This is a genomic window from Natrarchaeobaculum sulfurireducens (genome assembly GCF_003430825.1).
Taxonomy (GTDB): Archaea; Halobacteriota; Halobacteria; order Halobacteriales; family Natrialbaceae; genus Natrarchaeobaculum; species Natrarchaeobaculum sulfurireducens.
The window spans coordinates 709392-726744 of sequence record NZ_CP024047.1; the positions used below are offsets into that span (position 1 = coordinate 709392).

Consider the following 17353-nt stretch of genomic DNA (forward strand, 5'->3'; position numbering starts at 1 on the left):
GCACAGGCCTACGAGCGTCCCTACTCGCGCGGGTCGCGATCCGGACCGGGATACGCACCGCCTTCGACGGCCTCATAGAGGCTCTCGGGATCGAACAACGTCGCGAAGGCGTCCGGCGATCTGATGCTAACGGAGACACGTGGCTGTAAGGAAAGGCCGGCTCGTGCCGAGCCGAGGGCATCGTCGTACGACAGCAGGTGCGCCGCCCCGCCGCGATAGGCCGATGCGAGCGCCGGATGATCTTCTTCGGGGTGATCGACCGACACGCGTTCTGCCTCGAGTCGCTCGCGGTGGACGGCTGCGAGGTCCGCGTCGGCGAGGGTCGCGACGACTCGCTCTGTCTCCTCGAGCAGGCGGTCGCTCGCGACGAGGTCGATCCACGAGTGACTCCGGACGTGATCGAGCGCCTCGCGGGCGTCGCCGCCGACGAGGAGGTCGGCCGCCAGTACGTCCACGTCGGCGACGACGCGCGCAGGATTCGGTCGGTTAGCCATTCGATTCCTCCGTCCGTCCCTCCTCAGCGGTCGATCGGAGCGTTTCGTAGTCGACGTCGAAGGCTTCGGCCCGCTCGAAGAGGTCGGCCCAGCTCGCGGTCATCGGTCTGAGATACTGACTGCGCGGATAAAAGCACAGGTGGCTCGGTACCCAACCGGGGTGGGGCTATGCGTCGAGCAAACCAGCGGTCAGTGCTCGAGCGAGACCGTCGCTGGCGTTTCGTGGAGGATATTGTCACCGACGGGACAGCGACGTTCGACCTCGGTAAGCCACGCCTCGAGCGTTTCTTCGTCGGCGTCGGTGTCGGCAGAGATCGTGACGTCGATCGACTGGTAGCCAGCGCGGACGTCGTCGCTCTGGCCGAGGAACCTGGCGGGGTCGAGGTCGCCCTCGAGGTCGATACTGACGTCACCGAGGTCGATGCCGCGCTCGTCTGCGACGGTGTGGGCGACGACGGTGAGACAGCCCGCCCACGCGCCGAGGAGGTACTCGACGGGGTTCGGGCCGTCGTCGGTCCCGCCGAGGGCAGGGGGTTCGTCGACGACGAACTCGAAGCCGCGGGTCGAGACCGTCGTCTTCGTCTCGCTGTCGGCTTCCGCCGAGACCGAAAACCGCTGCGTCTGTGACTGTGTCGAGTCGCTCATCACTCGCCGTTTCGGCCAGTGGTACGTCAAACGCTCGGTCGGGGAACGCTCCGACTCGATCGCTGACGCACTGTTGACTCACGAATCGACCACACGGGACTCGAGGACGACTCTGTGGGGTGTCGACGCCAGAACTCGAGTTCACAGGTACCGGCAATTCTTCGTCAGGAGCCGGCGAACGCCAATTTAGGGACAACAGCTGTAACTGAAAGTGGCGTGGTTAGTTACATCGGTAACACTATACGGCGATCGATCAACAAGAAACACGATGCACGAACCCGACTACAGCGTCGCGGGCGACACCGCAATCGTCACGGGCGCAAGCCAGGGTATCGGCAAGGCAATCGCAGAGACGCTCGCTGCGAGCGGGGCGAACGTCGCGGTCTGCTCTCGATCGATCGACCGTGTGGGACCGGTCGCCGACGCGATCACCGATGCCGACGTCGCTGGCGAGGCGATAGCGGTCGAGTGTAACGTCCGCGAGCGCGATCAGGTGCAGTCGTTCGTCGACCGAACGGTCGAGGAGTTCGGCGACATCGACGTGCTCGTAAACAACGCTGGCGGCGAGTTCGTCGCCCCCTTCGAGGACATCTCCGAGAACGGCTGGAAGACCATTATCGACCTCAACCTCAACAGCACCGTCCACTGTGCCCAACTCGCCGGTGAAGTGATGCGCGAGGGTGACGGTGGCTCGATCATCAACCTCTCGTCGGTCAACGGCCAACACGCCGCACCCGGCGAGAGTCACTACAGCGCGGCGAAAGCGGCGATCATCCGACTGACCGAGACGTTAGCAACCGAGTGGGCCGGTGACGGCATCCGCGTCAACTGTGTTGCACCGGGACTGATTCAAACCCCCGGCGTCGCCGAGACCCTCGGCATCGAGAGCGACGACATGCCACCTCGAGAAAAGGCCGACCGCCGTATCGGCCACGCCGAAGAGATCGCCGATATCGTCCAGTTTCTCGCCAGCCCCGCCGCTTCGTTCATGAACGGCGAGACGCTCACCGCCAAAGGCGTCCCACGGGCTGGCAACTCGATGTCACAGGGACTCGGCCTCGAGTAGCGATCTCTTTTGACTCGTCGCGTTCGAAGCCAACCGACAAGTACCGCGCGGCGAATCTCTCGTCAGAGATGGTGTTCGGCCCCGCCCTCGAGAAGCTGGCAGCGTCGGACGGGTCGGTGTTCGGGCCGACGTCTTTTCGGTCCTACGTCACTCGCCACGACCTCGAGGCAGGGCCGCGGACACCCCGATACATCTCGGTCGACGCGCTCTCTGACCTCGCACCCGAACTCCGGGAAGCAGACGTCATGGTGCTCCGGACGGGGTCGGCCCCCGACGGTCGGGGGACGGGCTTTCTGCTCGTCGAGAGCCACGACGGCATCGAGGAGTTCTTCCTGTGCGACGAGTCGGCGTTTGACGGTTCTTCGTCCGAGCGGCTGTCGATGGCGGACGACGAGCGACTCGAGTCGTTCGAGCTGTTGCCGTCGCGCTCTGAAACGTCGCTGGTGAACCTCGGGCTGGCCTCGGGTGCGCTCGCGGAGGCGCTCTCGCTCGACCGGCCAGGTGCGCTTTCGCCGCCTGCGACGGGGCGTTCGACGTTCACCTTCGAGATGCGCCCCCACGGACAGCTCTCGGAGACGGTCACCCACCGAAACGGCCAGGTCGAGATCGACACGCTGTTCGTCGAACGACGCGGCGGCGAACGAACGCTGTTCGTCCTCGAGGCCAAGACCGGTCCACGGGCTTCACTCGCGAAGCACAAACTCGTCTATCCCGTATTGGCCCTCGCTGAGCGCGTCCCGCCTGCAGTCTCCATCGTCCCGGTCTACCTCCGCTGTCGTGACGGAGGCGAGCAGGTGACGTTCGCGGTCGCCGAGTGTACGCTGCCGGACCCCCGCGAGTCGATTCCGGGGGTCAATGACCTCGAGGTCACGCGTTCGTCGGTGATCGAACTCGAGCGGTAACGGCACACTCGAGAGTCGCGAGCGAAGGGGTTTACTCGAATCAGCGTGATCATTACCCATGACACTTCGAAACGCACTCCGGGGGATCACCACCCCGCTCGTCACGCCGTTCGATCCGGAGACGGGCGACGTCGACGAACAGGCGCTCGAGGGGCTGGTCGATCACCTCCTCGAGAACGGTATCGACGGCCTCTTTCCCTGCGGAACGACGGGCGAGTTCACCAGCCTGACGCCCGGAGAACGGCGGCGGGTCCACGAGGTCGTCGTCGACCGCGCCGACGGCGAGGTGCCAGTGCTTGCGGGCACGGCCGCGACGTCCGTCGAGGAAGCGGTCGACTACGCCGAGCACGCTGCCGAGATCGGTGCCGACGCCGTCGTCGTCACCGAGCCGTACTATCACGGCCCAAACGATCCCGACGGCAATCGCCAGTTCTTCGAGCAGGTAGCCGACCGATCGCCCCTGCCCGTTCTGCTGTACAACATTCCGCCGTGTACTGGCGGTTCGATCGCCCTCGAGACCTTCGAGGCCGTCGCCACACACGAGAACGTGATCGGAACGAAAGACTCGAGCGGTGACCTCGAGTACCTGCTGTCGGTGATGCGCCGGACGCCCGAAGAGTTCGTCGTCCTCCAGGGCTACGACACCCTGCTCGTCGCCGCGCTCAGGATGGGTGCCGACGGTGGGCTGAACGCGGGGTCGAACGTCGCGCCCGCAGCCTACGGCGAACTGTACGACTCGTTCGACGGCGAGCGCGGGATCGAACTGCAGGACGCCATCGAGCCGCTGTTTGACGCCTGTGCCGAGTACGGGTTCGCGCCAGCGACGAAGGCCGCCCTCGAGTATCGTGGCGTGATTGCGAGCGATGCTGTTCGCCCGCCGCTCGTCCCGGTGTCGGAGGACGGACAGAACGGTGTGGAAGCGGGCGTCGACGCCTTGCTCGAGGGGTAAACCGTCGGCTCTCGGGTTTAACTCCGGAACTCGAGTTCAGGAGGTCTATCTCGAACGTCTCCCTGTCCAGTACCTCGAGTCGGCTGGGAAGGGCGTGGCGACTCATCGTTGCCACGATAGCAGGATACAAGCGAGGGTTTCGAGCAGAATCAACGCCTATCGAAAGCTCGCTGGACCACCAGAGTCGTGAGTTCACTCCACACGAGACGAGGACACGCAAGGATTTTGCCGATCCGCCCGTCCTAGGCGAATAGTGAACGCGACTCGAGGCGCGTCGACCGGAAGCGGGGGAGCCGACGCGCACCGGCGGACAAAATCCAGCCAACGATGACAGACGACACCGATATTCAGCAGTTAGACGACGACACCGTCGCCCGAATCGCCGCGGGTGAGGTCGTCGAACGGCCCGCGAGCGCGGTAAAGGAACTCGTAGAGAACAGCCTCGACGCCGACGCCTCGCGCGTCGAAGTCGACGTCGAGGAGGGCGGCACCGAACTGATTCGCGTCGCCGACGACGGCGACGGGATGAACGACGCCGACCTCCGGGCGGCCGTTCGACAGCACACGACGAGCAAGATCGCAGGCCTCGAGGACCTCGAGGCAGGAGTCAGGACACTCGGATTCCGCGGTGAAGCCTTACACACGATCGGGTCGGTCTCCCGAATGACGATTCGTTCGCGCCCGCGAGACGCCGACAGTGCAGGGACGGAACTCGTCTACGATGGCGGCGACGTCGTCTCGGTCGAGCCCGCGGGCTGTCCCGAGGGGACCGTCGTCGAGGTCGAAGACCTGTTCTACAACACCCCCGCACGCCGGAAGTTCCTCAAAACGACGGCGACGGAATTCGCCCACGTCAACCGGATCGTCACGCGGTACGCACTCGCCAACCCGGACGTGGCCGTCTCGCTGACCCACGACGGCCGGGAGGTGTTCGCCACGACGGGCCAGGGAGACCTCCAGGCTTCCATCCTCGCCGTCTACGGTCGCGAGGTCGCCTCGTCGATGATCGCCGTCGAGGCCGACGCCGAGACCGACGACCTGCCGCCGGGACCTCTCGAGTCCGTCACCGGACTCGTCTCTCATCCCGAAACGAACCGCTCGAGCCGTGAATACGTCGCGACGTACGTCAACGGGCGAGCGGTCACCGCCGACGCGATTCGTGAAGGAATCATGAGCGCCTACGACACCCAGCTGGGCGGCGACCGCTACCCGTTCGTCGCGCTCTTTCTCGAGGTCCCCGGCGACGTCGTCGACGTGAACGTCCACCCCCGAAAGCGAGAGGTTCGTTTCGACGACGACGACGCCGTCCGCCGGCAGGTCGCCGCCGCCGTCGAGTCGGCACTCCTCGAGCACGGCCTCCTTCGCTCGCGCGCCCCCAGAGGACGATCCGCGCCAGCGGAGACCGAAGTCGCGACGGAGCGATCGACGGTGGCCGACCACACTCGAGACACAGGCCCGGACGCCTCAGGTAAAGTCGGCGAAAAGAGCGATGATATACCCGAAGACGGGACGCAAGCGGAAGTCACAGAGCCGACTCGGACGGAAACCGCCGACCGAACGCGAGACCACGTCGCCGAATCAGGTCGGAGCCAATCGACGTCGTCCACGGCCGCCACCGGTCTCGGAGAATCGGGGGACCCGACGGCAGACCGGTCCGCTGGCCCGTCGACGGGAGCGTCCGAACCAGCGCCCACACAAGCATCGACGGGCTCGAGTGACGGGGGAGCCGACCGGGACGACTCGACGGCATCGGTCTCGTCGGCGACCCCTGAATCGGACGCGAGCGAGCAAACGCAGGCTGACGGACGAGCCGAGGCCGACCGAAAGTTCGCCGCCGCGACCGAACAGCGAACCCTCGGGGGCGAGGCTGCGACGGGCGAAGCGACCACATACGACTCGTTGCCGCCGTTGCGGGTGCTCGGCCAGCTTTCTGACACCTACGTCGTCTGTGAGACGCCCGACGGACTCGCGCTGGTCGACCAGCACGCCGCCGACGAGCGGGTCAACTACGAGCGCCTGCAGGCCGCCTTCGCCGACGACCCCCCAGCCCAGGCGCTGGCGTCGCCGGTCAAACTCGAGTTGACCGCGGCCGAGGCCGAAGCGTTTTCGGGCTATCGCGACGCCCTCGCCCGGCTGGGCTTTTACGCCGACCGGGTCGACGAGCGGACGGTCGCCGTGACGACCGTCCCCGCGGTACTCGAGGAGACGCTCGCGCCCGAACGCCTCCGCGACGTGCTCACGTCGATCCTCGAGGGCGACCGTGAGGCCGGAGCCGAGACCGTCGACGCCATCGCCGATGAGTTCCTCGGCGATCTCGCGTGTTACCCCTCTATCACCGGCAACACCTCGCTGACGGAAGGATCGGTCGTCGACCTGCTCGAGGCGCTCGATGACTGTGAGAACCCATACGCCTGCCCGCACGGTCGGCCCGTGGTCGTCCAGTTCGACGACGACGAGATCGAGGCGCGTTTCGAGCGGGACTATCCGGGACACAGCTAGCCCCTCTCGATCGGTGTCACTACCCCGATTGGCTACTGAGTCGCTGCGCGATCAGTACTTGGGGTCCGCGCCGGTCGTCTCGTAGACGGCGTCCAGTAACTCATCACGCTCGCGCTGCCAGGCTGCGAGTCCGTCTGGACTCGAGGGATACGTCTCGTAGTGAGCGAGGAGGTCGTCGGCACGCCCTTTCGTCCGGTAGAGCGTCCGGAGGGTGTCCCAGTGGCCGCGGCTTTTATACAGGGTCTCGAGTTTGAGTTTCCAGCCGACGTTGGCGCTCCCTGAGTACAGCGCCTCCGAGAGCTTATCGCCGGGCATCGCGGCGATCAGTCCGGTGAGGTCGTCGAGGTCGGCGGCCATCACGAGGATGTTGTATACGTCCAGTGCGGCGAACCGAGCGCCGAAGTGATCCATAACGCGCTCGTTGTACCGCCAGAGGACGTCCTCGCTGACGTCGTCGCGGTCGATTGCCTCGACGATCTGTTCGCCGGCGTATGCACCGGCGTAGGCCGCACCCGCGATGCCGCCGCCAGTCGTGGGGTTGACGTGGCCAGCGGCATCACCGACGGCAACGTAGCCGGGATGGACCGCCGAGTCGTGTGGCCGCTTGGTCGGGAGCGCGGCCCCGAGTTTGTCCTTGACCGTCGCCCCCTGGAACTCGTCGCGGTTCTCGAGGTCTCGTTTGAGGTCCTCGACGAGTTTCATCGGTTCTTCGGACATCTGGAAGCCGAGTCCAACGTTGATCTCCGTCTCGGTCCGTGGGAAGTACCAGAGATAGCCCGCAGACCGCTCGGTTGGCTTGATTACGAGCGCGTCCGACCACTCGACCGGTTCGTCGACGTGGACGATCTCGCGGTAGGCCGACGAAAAATGCGTGTAATCGACGTTGGTGTCGAACGTCGACGTCGAGAAGTCGACGCGGTCCTGAAGAAGCGATAGCGATCCCGCGCCGTCGACGACGACCGTCGCCTCGTAGGTCCGTGCGTCGCCATCGCGGATCGCTTCCACGCCCGTCACGCGCCCGTCGTCGTCCTGTACGACATCCGTGACGACGGTGTCGTAGTGGATATCGGTGCCCGCCTCGGTGGTCGCCTCGATGATCCGTCGGCCGTACTCCCTGCGGTCGATAACGGCCAACTCGCCAGGGATGGGAATCTCGAGAACGGCGTCTTCCTGGGGGATCTCGAACCGACCGTGATCGACGTCGGTATTCGTAAAGGCCGGCTCGAGTTCGGATTTCGGGATCACGTCGGGGAAGTCCGCGGCCCCCTTCAACGCGTCGCCACAGGCGATGTGCCCGGCTTCCGATGCGGGCTTTCGCTCGAGGATGACGACGTCGTACCCCGCGTTCGCGATCGTGGCGGAAGCGTAACACCCGCCAGTCCCCGCACCGACGACGACGACGTCCCAGTGGTCGGTCGTCGCCGCGGCGTCAGTTGACTGCTCCGTCGTACTCATACCACCTCTCGTGACCGGTCGGAGAAAAAGATTGATAGCTCGCTTCGGAGTGACGGATCGTTTCGACGAAATTCGGCTGGAAACGGTCGAGGGGCCGTCACCGACGCTACCGCGACCGGCTGGCTCGAAAGGATCGCAGCAGACAGATTTGAGGGATCCGAGCCCGTACCTCCCCAGGATGACGAACACGCGCGAACTCGACGGCTCGAGCGCGGGCGGGCAGTTCCTCCGAACGGCACTCGCTCTGTCGGTGCTCGAGGGCGACTCGATCCGGATCGAGCACGTCCGCGGCGACCGGCCGACGCCCGGCCTCCGTCACCAGCACCTGGCGGTACTCGAGACGATGGCCGAGCTGACCGATGCCGAAGTGTCGGGGGCCGAGGTCGGTGCCGAGACGGTCGAGTTCGCACCCGGCCGGGCGGCCGACGGAGCGGCTGACCGACCGATCGTCGCCGGCGGGACGTACGAGGTGTCGATTGGCACCGCAGGGAGCATCACGCTGCTGTTCGACGCCATCTTGGCGCTCGCGACCGTCCTCGAGTCGCCGCTGTCGATTACGGCCTCCGGCGGGACCGATGTGAAGTGGTCCCCACCGATCGACTACGTTACCGCGGTGAAGCTCCCGCTGCTCCGTCGACTCGGGTTCACTGTGGCCTGTGAGGTCCACCAGCGAGGGTTCTACCCCGACGGCGGCGGACGGGCGACGCTCCACCTGGCCCCCTCCAAGATCGACGCGATCGACCTCACCGAACGCGGCTCACTCGAGGGCGTCCGCTGTTACTCGACGGAAGCAACCGACCTCGCAGATCGAGACGTCGCCCATCGCCAGGCCGAAGGTGCACTCGAGCGACTCGACGAGACACTCGAGTCGACCACCTGCGAACGCCGGGAGACGACCGCAACGAGTGCCTGCCCCGGCTCGGCGGTTGTCCTCCGACTCGAGCATGGAACCGGCGTCGCCGGATTTACCGCGCTCGGCGAACGTGGAACGCCGGCCGAACGCGTCGGCGAAGCCGCCGCGAACGCCGCAAACCGCTTTTTCGAGGGCGACGCCCCCGTCGATCGACACCTGGGTGATCAGTTGCTCGTCGTTCTCGCGCTCGCGGGTGGACGGCTTCGAGTGCCCAGCGTGACCGACCACGTCGCGGCCAGTTGCGACTTACTCGAGTCGTTCGACGTCCCGGTCGACCGCGTTTCCGACGGCGACAGTGCGCTTCTCGCGGTCGACCCGAGGGACGCGCTTGCCGGTGGATCGTGAGAGGGACGGACGAACACTGCAGGACTTCGAGCCCACCCTAGCGGTGAAGACGTGAAACCGGCGATACAACTTTGAGGAAACGGCTGTGTTGATACACCAATGAACATGTGCAAGCCGATCTCTGGGAGCGCGGAGGGCGAGCTGTGAGCGATATCGTCACGTTCGGAGAAACGATGCTTCGACTGTCCCCACCCGACGGCAACCGCCTCGAGCGAGCAACGGAGTTCGAGGTCCACGTCGGCGGTGCAGAGAGCAACGTCGCGGTCGCAGCCCACCGACTTGGTTCAGACGTGACGTGGCTCTCGAAGGTTCCCCGAACGCCCCTCGGACGACGCGTCGTCGAGGAACTCCGGGGTTACGGCCTCGAGACGAACGTCGTCTGGACTCAGGAGGGCAGACAGGCGACGTACTATCTCGAGCGAGCCGGAACGCCCCGCGGAGCGACCGTCATCTACGACCGGAGCAACTCGGCGTTTACGACGACGACTGCCCAGGAACTCGAGTTCGCTTCGATCCGCGATGCGGGGCTCTTTTTCACGACGGGGATCACGCCCGCGCTCTCGTCGACGCTTCGTGAGACGACGACAAAGCTGCTCAAAGCCGCCAAACAAGCGGGGACGACCACCGCATTCGACTTCAACTACCGGTCCAAACTGTGGCCGCCGACGGCGGCGAAAGAGACGCTTTCGTCTCTGTTCCCGGGAATCGATATCCTCGTAATCGCCGCCCGGGACGCCCGAAACGTCCTCGAACTCGAGGGCGATCCCCGACAGCTCGCACACAAACTCGGTAGCCAGTACAATTTCGAGACCGTCGTCGTCACACGCGGTTCAGAGGGCGCCGTCGGCTGGCACGACACCGTCGTCCACGAACAACCTGCCTTCGAGACCGACACGGTCTCCGAAATCGGAACCGGCGACGCCTTCACCGGCGCGTTCCTCTCTCGCCGACTCGCCGGTGCAGACGTCCCGACGGCGCTCGAGTACGGCGCGGCGACCGCAGCCCTGAAACGGACGATCCCCGGCGATATCGCGCTCGTCACGAAGTCCGAAGTCGACCGAATCGTCGAATCGGCTGCCGACGACGTCTCACGTTGAGACGGTCGAAATCGCGTTGCTCACGGGTCGTACCTCCCCGTTCGCTATCTCGAGGCCTCGTTCGTTCCTCACTCGGCCTCGCTCTCCTCCACGATCTCGAGCCCACGGTTGTTGACCGCCATGGGGTCGAGCCCGACCTCCTGGAGGAACTGCTTGTACTCGCGCTCGCACTGTTCGGCGTCTTTTTGCTTGTCGCTCGCACGGTCACAGAGCTGAAGGAGGGTCTCTGGGACGTCGTTCTGGTAGACGATCCAGTGGTTGATCAGATCCGAGAGACGGCGAATGGGGCTCGTGAAGTGGCCGTAGATCTCGAAGTTCAACGCGTGGTGGCCGCCAAACGGGTCGTTCATGTACGTCGCCCGTGGCATCACCTTCATCACGGCCCACTGGATCTTATCGAGCTGGCGACCGGGTGCGGACTCGAGCGTCGCGTTGACGGCTTTGCGGGGGTCGTCCCAGGTGTCGCCGGGGATCGAAACGCCGTCGAGTTCTTGAATCTCCTGGAGGGCGTTCGACCACTCGTCGGGGCTTGGCTGTGGGTGAACGCGGTACATCGCCTCGACGCCGCGATTCCACATGAGTTCGTGCGTGACAGCCTTGTTCGCTTTCAGCATGCACTCTTCGATGATCGTGTGGGCACGGTCACGGGCCGGGTTGAGCACGAGCGATCCGTCTTCCTTGCGGATCTCGTGCATCCGGTCGGCGACCTCGTGGACGAGTTTGTTCTCCTCGTGTAGCGGGGCGTCGGGATCTTCGATTCGTTTCTCGGCTTGGGCGTAGGTCAGCCGCTCGTCGGACTCGATGACGGACTTGTAGATGTCGATCTCGTCGTACGAAAGCGTCTCCTTATCGAGATGCATCTCGACGGTGTGGGCGAAGCGCTCTTCGTTCGGGACGAGCGAGCAGACCGACTCCGCGAGCACCGGCGGCAGCATGTGGATCGTATAGCCCGGCAGGTACACCGTGTTACCGCGCTCGACGGCCTCGTCCCACATCGCTGAGTCGGGGTGGACGTAGTGGGTCACGTCGGCGATGTGCACCCAGAGGACGTACTCGTCGTCACGCTCTTCGATCGAGATGGCGTCATCGAAGTCCTGGGCGTCGATCGGGTCGGTCGTCCAGGTCGTCAGCTCTCGGAGATCCTCGCGGTCGTCGATCTCGGCATCGATATCTCCCTGGACGTCGTCCGTGAGTTCTCGGGCCTCCTCGAGGACCGCCTCGGGGAACGCATCGCGGATCTCGAACTTCTCGAAGAGTTCCTCGCGTTTGTTCTCGAGGTGGCGTGCGACCTCCTCACTAATCTCGACGGGGCCCTGCCCTTCGGCCGTGCCGGCTTCGGCCTGTGCGTCGTCGCTCATACCACCGCCTACGAACGACCGAGTGAAAGTCGTGTCGGGACGACGGGCGGGTGCACTCGAGTGACGACCAGCCTCCAATAGGTCAGGACTCCTCTTCGAGCGTCCCGTAGCGACGTTCGACCTCGGTGAGATACGCCGCCAGAAACGCCTCCCTGTTGGCGGTCTCTGCCTCGAGATCGACGAGGAGTTCCTCGAGTTCGTTCCGCGGGAGGTGACAGAGTTCGCGATGACAGGCCTTACAACAGTGTTCGAACGTCTTGTCCTCGCGGTCCCATCGGTCGCCGTGCTTGTCGTATTCACGGGCTGCAGACCGAGTGACCTGCTCGCCACAGGCGAGACACGTCACCCTCTCACTCCGACGCCGGGAGGGCCACATACGCTTCCAGAGGCTATGATACTATTTAGCGATTAACACACGTATCGGCAGCCACAACTATCAGTGGGGTCGATCGGTCGACGGAACGGGCCTTTTATTTCTGGACCGGTCGTTTCCCCCGCTATGCAGGTCAAATCTCGCCACCATCTGCGAAGCGATGCCGTCTCCGAACTCGAGGACGCACTCACCGACGGACTGGGTGTTGTGCCCGACGGCGACGCCTACGAGCGCGTCGAGTTCGAGGAAACCGACTGGGAGGTCGTCCTCATCGACGGCGAGCCCCAGGTCGCGTACTTTGACGACGAGCCGTTCCTGACGGTTCGCGGCGCAAACGCCTACGAGCCGGATAGGCGCGTAGTCACGGTCGACACCGGAGCGATCTCGTTCGTCAGCGACGGTGCCGACGTGATGCGGCCAGGGATCACCGAGGCAACCGAGGACATCGAACCGGACGATCTGGTCGTCATCGCTGAGGAAACCCACGGCAAGATGCTTGCGATCGGTCGCGCTCGAGTCAACGGCGAAGAGATGGTCGGCGACGAGGGCAAGGTCGTCGACTCGCTACACCACGTCGGCGACGACCTCTACGAGTTCGCCGGGTAGACCGAGTTCGCCAGCCGACTCGAGGGGCTTCGGGACTCGAGTGTTCCAGCACCTCATCACGAGGTAAGCGCCACCGTGTTGAACGGGTGCCAAAAGGGACAGTTCTGGACGAAGGACACGTTGCGGCGATGGACGGGGTCTTACACACCGAGAGACGATCGTCCGGCGCGCCACACCAGCTTCGTAACAGACTGGTAGAACTACTACCGAGGCCGATAATTCAGGTTACTCGGGCTCGTCGGCGTCTTCCAGCGAGTCTTCCTCGTACGCCTCCTCGTACAGCGCCAGCGTATCCGCATACCCCTCGAGCGCGAGATCGTACGTCCGTCGGAGGTCGGCGATCGGCGTCTCGGTAGCATCGATTCGCAGGTCGTTGTACGGCGGGTCGACGGCGAACTCCTCGGTGGTTGTGACGACGAGCGCCGCACTCTGGACCGGCAGATGCTCGCGTTTGTCCCCACCCTCGAGGTGGCCCGCCGCGAGTGCGTCGATCAGCCGTTTGGCCAGCGGCTCGGTCTCGGCTGCCTCGGAGACGCTTCGGGGTCCCGTCCACGGGTCGCCCGTCTCGTGGACTGCACACTCGGCGTACGTGTCGGCAGTCGCCTCGAGTACCGATTCACTAACCAGTAGGTTCCCGGCAACGGTGAAGTGATCGTGCTCGTGGTGGCCGAACCAGTCGCCACAGTCCTCCCCGGAGAACACGAACGCACCGTCGGCGTCGACGCCGTGGAGTTGGCGCTGTGATGCACCATCGTCGGCGTTGAGCAACGCCTCGAGGGCGTCTTCGACGCCGAGTCCGTCGTCGACGTAGCGAATGCCGTCCCGTCCGAGATCGACGTTGACGAGACTCTGGGTCGCGACCGCCCCGTTCTCGCTGACGAACGGACAGAGCGTCCCGACACCGGGAATTCGGGTCGTCACCGCGACGCCGAAGCGCCGGTGGCTCTCCCCGTCGTCGTTCTCGTAGTGCTCACGAACGCAGATGCTGAACGTCATCACTCGAGGGTACGAACACCGAAACGAAAAACGTCAGGGCGGCATCGAACCGTGGCGGTGCGTCGACGCCCGAGCGAGACGCGAGCGCGTCGTGTCCCGGAGCTGACTCGATCGGCGACCGTCCTCGAGCGGAGCGTTCGACTGTCCTCGAGCGGACAGAGGGGGTCTCGAACGGACCCAGGCCGCTAGCTGTACGGAGAACTGGATTTGTGTCTGACGTAAGAACTATACTGGCCGCGACAGTCGGTACGCCCGATGGGACTCATGAGCAGAATTATCGGCGGGACCCAGTCCCGGTCCGCCGAGGATTACGTCGAACTGGATATCAACGACGTCTCGACCGGGACGGCCCAGGCGGCGATGCAGGTACACATCGCCGAAGTCAACGGGCAGGCAGATGCGATCGACATCAAGGAAGCCGTCTACGACGGTGACATCGTCATCGCTGACATCACACGCCTGCGAACCGAAGACAAGACTGTCGAACACATCGTCGACGAACTCCGCCAGGTCGCCCAGGAGGTCGACGGCGACATCGTCCGGAAAGGCGACGACCAGATGATCATCACACCGACTGGCGTCCGCATCAGCCGCGAAAAGCTCGGCCAGTCGTTCTGAACGCCCGGTCGGCGTCGAATCCGATCGAAGTCGGTTCGACGTCAGCCGCCGGACTCGAGGTGCTCGAGGAGCCGCTCGCGTCCGCGGACCGCCCGGTTTCGGCGTTCTTCGTGGGAGATTTCTTCTACTCCGACCGGTATCTCTCGATCGTGGCTCGCGTAATAGCCCTCGGGTGCGACCCAGTCGTTGTAGAACTCCGGGACGGTCTCACCGATCATGGTTAGCGCGACGCGCGCGCCGTCGCCCGCGGCGACCAGGGCCTGATGGTGGGTGCTGCGCACGCGGCCCGCGGCGTAGACGCCGTCGACGTCGGTTCGACCGTCCGCATCAGCGAGAACGATGTCGACGGGCCCCGGCTCCTCCGGTTCCGTCGAGACGTCTAGGTCCTGTAGGTAGTCGCTGTCTGCCCACGAGGTGGCGATCACGGCGTCAGCGACTACCGACGTACCGTCGACGACGAGTTCGAACGTGTCATCGCTTTGGCGCGCAGTTTCGACGGTTCCCTCCCTGAGCGTACAGCCCGCCTCGCGGGCATGGTCCCGTATGAAAGCAAGCAGCGTTCGTGGCTCGATGCCCGCCGGGAAGCCGAGGTAGTTCTCGACGTAGGCGCACTTGGTGAGCGTCGAGCGACCGTTCGAGAGGACGACCGTCTCGAGGTCCGCTCGAGCACAGAAGACGCCAGCCGCACAGCCAGCGGGACCCGCGCCAACGACGGCGACGTCGTAGGAGTCGAGTCGCGTCGGTTCAGTTTGTGTCGGTTCAGTTTGTGTCAATTCAGTTCGCATCGATTCCGATTTCGTGGTGGTGTTTGCGCTCGTCATGAGATGGTGCGTACAGGAATTGCTGGTCTGGGACCGAGTCATCTATCGGCGGCCGCCGTCGGGTTTCGCCCGCTTTGACTCCGCGTCGGCGACGTCTCCGCCCCCGAGTCGGTTGGCGACGTCGCCGGCGAAGTGACACTTCGACCGCACCGGCCCAACCGCCTCGAGCGGCGGTTCCTCGGTTCGACAGTCGGCTTCAGCTAGCGGACAGCGGGTGTGAAAGACACAGCCCGCGGGCGGATCGACCGAACTCGCCACGTCACCTTCGAGCGGGACGCCGCCGTCGCGGGCCGGGTCGATCGATGGGATGGCCTCGAGCAGCGCCTTCGTGTACGGGTGCGTCGGCTCGGTGAACACCCGGGCTGCGGGACCGACCTCCAGTAGCGTACCGAGATACAACACCGCGACGCGGTCTGCGACGTGGGCGACCACGTCGAGATCGTGGGAGATGAGCAGGTACGTCAACTCGAGGTCGGCTTGCAGATCGAGCAGAAGGTTGAGGATGCGGGCTTTCACCGAGGCGTCGAGCGCCGACACGGGTTCGTCGAGCACTACCAGGCGCGGCTCCAGCACGATCGCGCGGGCGATCGCCGCCCGTTGGATCTGCCCGCCGGAGAGTTCATGCGGGTAGTTCGTCGCATGGCGCTCCGAGAGACCCACCCGGTCGAGCAGTTCGGCGATGCGGTCGGCACACCGGTCGCGGCCCCATCCCTGCTGGCGAAGCGGTTCGGCGATCGACCGCTCGATCGTCCGGCGCGGGTTAAAACTCGAGCGTGGGTTCTGGAAGACGACGCCGACGTCTGCGAGCAACTCCGTCGCCCGGTCCTCGAGGGAGCCGACCGGCTGGCCGTCGAATCGGATCGTTCCGGCAGACGATGTCTCGAGGCCGGTCACGAGGCTCGCAAGCGTGGATTTCCCGCATCCGCTCTCGCCGACGAGCCCCAGCGTCTCGCCTGATCGAATCTCGAGGTCGACGTCGCCGACCGCCTCGAGCGTGGCGGGTTCGCCGAGCAGCCGATCGAGAAGCCCGTCATCGAGCGAGTAGCGTTTCGAGACGCCCTCGAGTCGGACGACCGGTTCCTTCGAGTGGCTGTTGGCGGTGCCTGCGGACGGGTCCGGCGACGATGGCGGTTGGTCCGGGCCGTCGACCCCGGCTGGACTGGAGTGACTCGGGCCGCTACAGTGGGTACCCTCGAGCGCGATCGGTTCGCCGCAGGCGACAGTCCCTTCGCGGTCCTCGAGGTCGAGGACGGGAATCCCGCCGGCTCGACAGCCGTCGGTCGCGTGGACACAACGTGGGGCGAACGGACAGCCGGGTGGTTTCGCCGAGAGGTCAGGCGGCCGACCGTCGATCGCTGGCAGCCGGCTTTTCGGGGCCACACGCTGGGTCAGACACGCGAGTAACGCCCGCGTGTACGGGTGGCGGGGCTCCTCGAGGATGCGTTCGGTTGGCCCGGTTTCCATTACTTCTCCGGCGTACATCACGGCGACACGATCACAGACGTCGGCGACGACGCCAAGATCGTGGGTGATGAGGACCGTCGCGAGGTCGCGCTCGTCGGTGAGCGTTCGGAGCATCTCAAGCAGTTGCGCCTGGGTCGTCGTATCGAGCGCGGTCGTCGGTTCGTCGGCGATCAACAGGTCAGGGCTCGAAGCGAGCGCGATGGCGAGCATCGCCCGCTGGCGCATGCCCCCGGAGAGTTCGTGGGGGTAGGCGTCGGCGCGGTCGCCCGGCGAGGCGATGCCGACCTGTTCCATGAGGTCGATGGCCTGGACTCGAGCGTTGCACCACTTCTCGCGGCGGCTGAACGGTGGCACGTGGAGGTAGTCGAGCAGCGTCTGAGAGTCGGGGCTGCGGTGAACTCTGACCGACTCTGCGATCTGTTCGCCGACGTCGAAGACGGGATTCAGCGTTTCGGTCGGATCCTGAAACGCCATCGAAACCGTTTCCCCACGGAGTCTGCGAAGCGTTCGGTCGCTCGCTTTGGTGATGTCGACCCCGTCGACGACGATCGATCCCCGGACGATTTCTGCGGGCTCGTGGAGGCCGAGGATCGATCTAGCGGTGACGGACTTACCGCTGCCGCTTTCGCCAACGATACCGACGACTTCGCCCGCGTCGACAGCGAACGAGACGCCGTCGACCGCACGAACGGTCCCGTCGCTCGTTTCGAACTGTGTGTGAAGGTTCTCGACGGTGAGTACGGTGGACATGG

16 protein-coding genes are annotated in these 17353 nt (G+C 65.1%); 8 read left to right on the plus strand and 8 right to left on the minus strand.

The window, feature by feature from the left end:
• Nucleotides 1-20: 20 nt before the first annotated feature.
• Both AArc1_RS04680 and AArc1_RS04685 read right to left on the minus strand, forming a co-directional pair.
• Nucleotides 21-494, minus strand: a complete 474-nt coding sequence (locus tag AArc1_RS04680; protein WP_117363280.1) for a DUF7384 family protein — start codon at nucleotides 492-494, stop codon at nucleotides 21-23.
• A gap of 189 nt (nucleotides 495-683) precedes the next feature.
• Entirely contained in the window at nucleotides 684-1139 is a 456-nt protein-coding gene (locus tag AArc1_RS04685; protein ID WP_117363281.1) for an OsmC family protein, read from the minus strand.
• A gap of 268 nt (nucleotides 1140-1407) precedes the next feature.
• Between AArc1_RS04685 and AArc1_RS04690 the strand changes: the two genes are divergently transcribed.
• The 4 genes from AArc1_RS04690 to mutL all read left to right on the plus strand — a co-directional run bounded on the left by AArc1_RS04690 (nucleotide 1408) and on the right by mutL (nucleotide 6555).
• On the plus strand, nucleotides 1408-2205 hold the full coding sequence (locus AArc1_RS04690) for an SDR family NAD(P)-dependent oxidoreductase (RefSeq protein WP_117363282.1): 798 nt from the start codon (nucleotides 1408-1410) through the stop codon (nucleotides 2203-2205).
• 68 nt (nucleotides 2206-2273) lie between these two features.
• Complete coding sequence (locus tag AArc1_RS04695; RefSeq protein ID WP_117363283.1) at nucleotides 2274-3107, plus strand: DUF6997 domain-containing protein; 834 nt, start codon at nucleotides 2274-2276, stop codon at nucleotides 3105-3107.
• A gap of 58 nt (nucleotides 3108-3165) precedes the next feature.
• Nucleotides 3166-4056, plus strand: coding sequence for a dihydrodipicolinate synthase family protein (locus AArc1_RS04700; protein WP_117363284.1), 891 nt, complete (start codon nucleotides 3166-3168; stop codon nucleotides 4054-4056).
• A gap of 327 nt (nucleotides 4057-4383) precedes the next feature.
• Entirely contained in the window at nucleotides 4384-6555 is a 2172-nt protein-coding gene (gene mutL, locus AArc1_RS04705; protein WP_117363285.1) for a DNA mismatch repair endonuclease MutL, read from the plus strand.
• Nucleotides 6556-6606: 51 nt separating this feature from the next.
• On the opposite strand, the gene AArc1_RS04710 is transcribed toward mutL, so the two are convergent.
• The gene (locus AArc1_RS04710) at nucleotides 6607-8010 is read right to left on the minus strand and encodes a geranylgeranyl reductase family protein (protein ID WP_117363286.1); all 1404 of its coding nucleotides are present in this window, start codon (nucleotides 8008-8010) and stop codon (nucleotides 6607-6609) included.
• Between the two features lie 178 nt (nucleotides 8011-8188).
• On the opposite strand from AArc1_RS04710, the gene rtcA reads away from it, so the two are divergent.
• Both rtcA and kdgK1 read left to right on the plus strand, forming a co-directional pair.
• Complete coding sequence (gene rtcA, locus AArc1_RS04715) at nucleotides 8189-9268, plus strand: RNA 3'-terminal phosphate cyclase (RefSeq protein WP_117363287.1); 1080 nt, start codon at nucleotides 8189-8191, stop codon at nucleotides 9266-9268.
• 143 nt (nucleotides 9269-9411) lie between these two features.
• Nucleotides 9412-10365, plus strand: a complete 954-nt coding sequence (gene kdgK1, locus AArc1_RS04720) for a bifunctional 2-dehydro-3-deoxygluconokinase/2-dehydro-3-deoxygalactonokinase (RefSeq protein WP_117363288.1) — start codon at nucleotides 9412-9414, stop codon at nucleotides 10363-10365.
• Between the two features lie 68 nt (nucleotides 10366-10433).
• On the opposite strand, the gene AArc1_RS04725 is transcribed toward kdgK1, so the two are convergent.
• Nucleotides 10434-11723: an RNB domain-containing ribonuclease gene (locus AArc1_RS04725; protein WP_117363289.1), complete on the minus strand. Its 1290-nt coding sequence runs from the start codon at nucleotides 11721-11723 to the stop codon at nucleotides 10434-10436.
• Nucleotides 11724-11805: 82 nt separating this feature from the next.
• Nucleotides 11806-12099, minus strand: coding sequence for a DUF7562 family protein (locus AArc1_RS04730; protein ID WP_117363290.1), 294 nt, complete (start codon nucleotides 12097-12099; stop codon nucleotides 11806-11808).
• A gap of 123 nt (nucleotides 12100-12222) precedes the next feature.
• On the opposite strand from AArc1_RS04730, the gene AArc1_RS04735 reads away from it, so the two are divergent.
• A complete protein-coding gene (locus AArc1_RS04735; protein ID WP_117363291.1) occupies nucleotides 12223-12702 on the plus strand; it encodes an RNA-binding protein in 480 nt (159 codons plus the stop codon).
• Between the two features lie 225 nt (nucleotides 12703-12927).
• Here the strand turns inward: AArc1_RS04735 and AArc1_RS04740 are convergent, their stop codons facing one another.
• On the minus strand, nucleotides 12928-13698 hold the full coding sequence (locus AArc1_RS04740; RefSeq protein ID WP_117363292.1) for a DUF1028 domain-containing protein: 771 nt from the start codon (nucleotides 13696-13698) through the stop codon (nucleotides 12928-12930).
• 255 nt (nucleotides 13699-13953) lie between these two features.
• Between AArc1_RS04740 and AArc1_RS04745 the strand changes: the two genes are divergently transcribed.
• Nucleotides 13954-14316 carry a cell division protein SepF gene (locus AArc1_RS04745; RefSeq protein ID WP_117363293.1) on the plus strand — a complete coding sequence of 121 codons (363 nt, stop codon included), beginning with the start codon at nucleotides 13954-13956 and terminating at the stop codon, nucleotides 14314-14316.
• 41 nt (nucleotides 14317-14357) lie between these two features.
• On the opposite strand, the gene AArc1_RS04750 is transcribed toward AArc1_RS04745, so the two are convergent.
• The gene (locus AArc1_RS04750; RefSeq protein WP_117365778.1) at nucleotides 14358-15101 is read right to left on the minus strand and encodes an FAD-binding protein; all 744 of its coding nucleotides are present in this window, start codon (nucleotides 15099-15101) and stop codon (nucleotides 14358-14360) included.
• Between the two features lie 78 nt (nucleotides 15102-15179).
• Nucleotides 15180-17351: a dipeptide ABC transporter ATP-binding protein gene (locus tag AArc1_RS04755; RefSeq protein ID WP_117363294.1), complete on the minus strand. Its 2172-nt coding sequence runs from the start codon at nucleotides 17349-17351 to the stop codon at nucleotides 15180-15182.
• Nucleotides 17352-17353: the final 2 nt, after the last annotated feature.

Excerpts from the sequence above, each read along its gene's own strand:
- AArc1_RS04690 (WP_117363282.1), top strand. The coding sequence starts at position 1,408 with ATGCACGAACCCGACTACAGCGTCGCGGGCGACACCGCAATCGTCACG.
- mutL (WP_117363285.1), top strand. The coding sequence starts at position 4,384 with ATGACAGACGACACCGATATTCAGCAGTTAGACGACGACACCGTCGCC.
- AArc1_RS04730 (WP_117363290.1), bottom strand. The coding sequence starts at position 12,099 with ATGTGGCCCTCCCGGCGTCGGAGTGAGAGGGTGACGTGTCTCGCCTGT.
- AArc1_RS04735 (WP_117363291.1), top strand. The coding sequence starts at position 12,223 with ATGCAGGTCAAATCTCGCCACCATCTGCGAAGCGATGCCGTCTCCGAA.
- AArc1_RS04745 (WP_117363293.1), top strand. The coding sequence starts at position 13,954 with ATGGGACTCATGAGCAGAATTATCGGCGGGACCCAGTCCCGGTCCGCC.
- AArc1_RS04740 (WP_117363292.1), bottom strand. The coding sequence starts at position 13,698 with ATGACGTTCAGCATCTGCGTTCGTGAGCACTACGAGAACGACGACGGG.
- AArc1_RS04695 (WP_117363283.1), top strand. The coding sequence starts at position 2,274 with ATGGTGTTCGGCCCCGCCCTCGAGAAGCTGGCAGCGTCGGACGGGTCG.
- AArc1_RS04750 (WP_117365778.1), bottom strand. The coding sequence starts at position 15,101 with ATGCGAACTGAATTGACACAAACTGAACCGACACAAACTGAACCGACG.
- AArc1_RS04700 (WP_117363284.1), top strand. The coding sequence starts at position 3,166 with ATGACACTTCGAAACGCACTCCGGGGGATCACCACCCCGCTCGTCACG.
- AArc1_RS04755 (WP_117363294.1), bottom strand. The coding sequence starts at position 17,351 with ATGTCCACCGTACTCACCGTCGAGAACCTTCACACACAGTTCGAAACG.
- AArc1_RS04680 (WP_117363280.1), bottom strand. The coding sequence starts at position 494 with ATGGCTAACCGACCGAATCCTGCGCGCGTCGTCGCCGACGTGGACGTA.
- AArc1_RS04710 (WP_117363286.1), bottom strand. The coding sequence starts at position 8,010 with ATGAGTACGACGGAGCAGTCAACTGACGCCGCGGCGACGACCGACCAC.
- AArc1_RS04725 (WP_117363289.1), bottom strand. The coding sequence starts at position 11,723 with ATGAGCGACGACGCACAGGCCGAAGCCGGCACGGCCGAAGGGCAGGGC.
- AArc1_RS04685 (WP_117363281.1), bottom strand. The coding sequence starts at position 1,139 with ATGAGCGACTCGACACAGTCACAGACGCAGCGGTTTTCGGTCTCGGCG.
- rtcA (WP_117363287.1), top strand. The coding sequence starts at position 8,189 with ATGACGAACACGCGCGAACTCGACGGCTCGAGCGCGGGCGGGCAGTTC.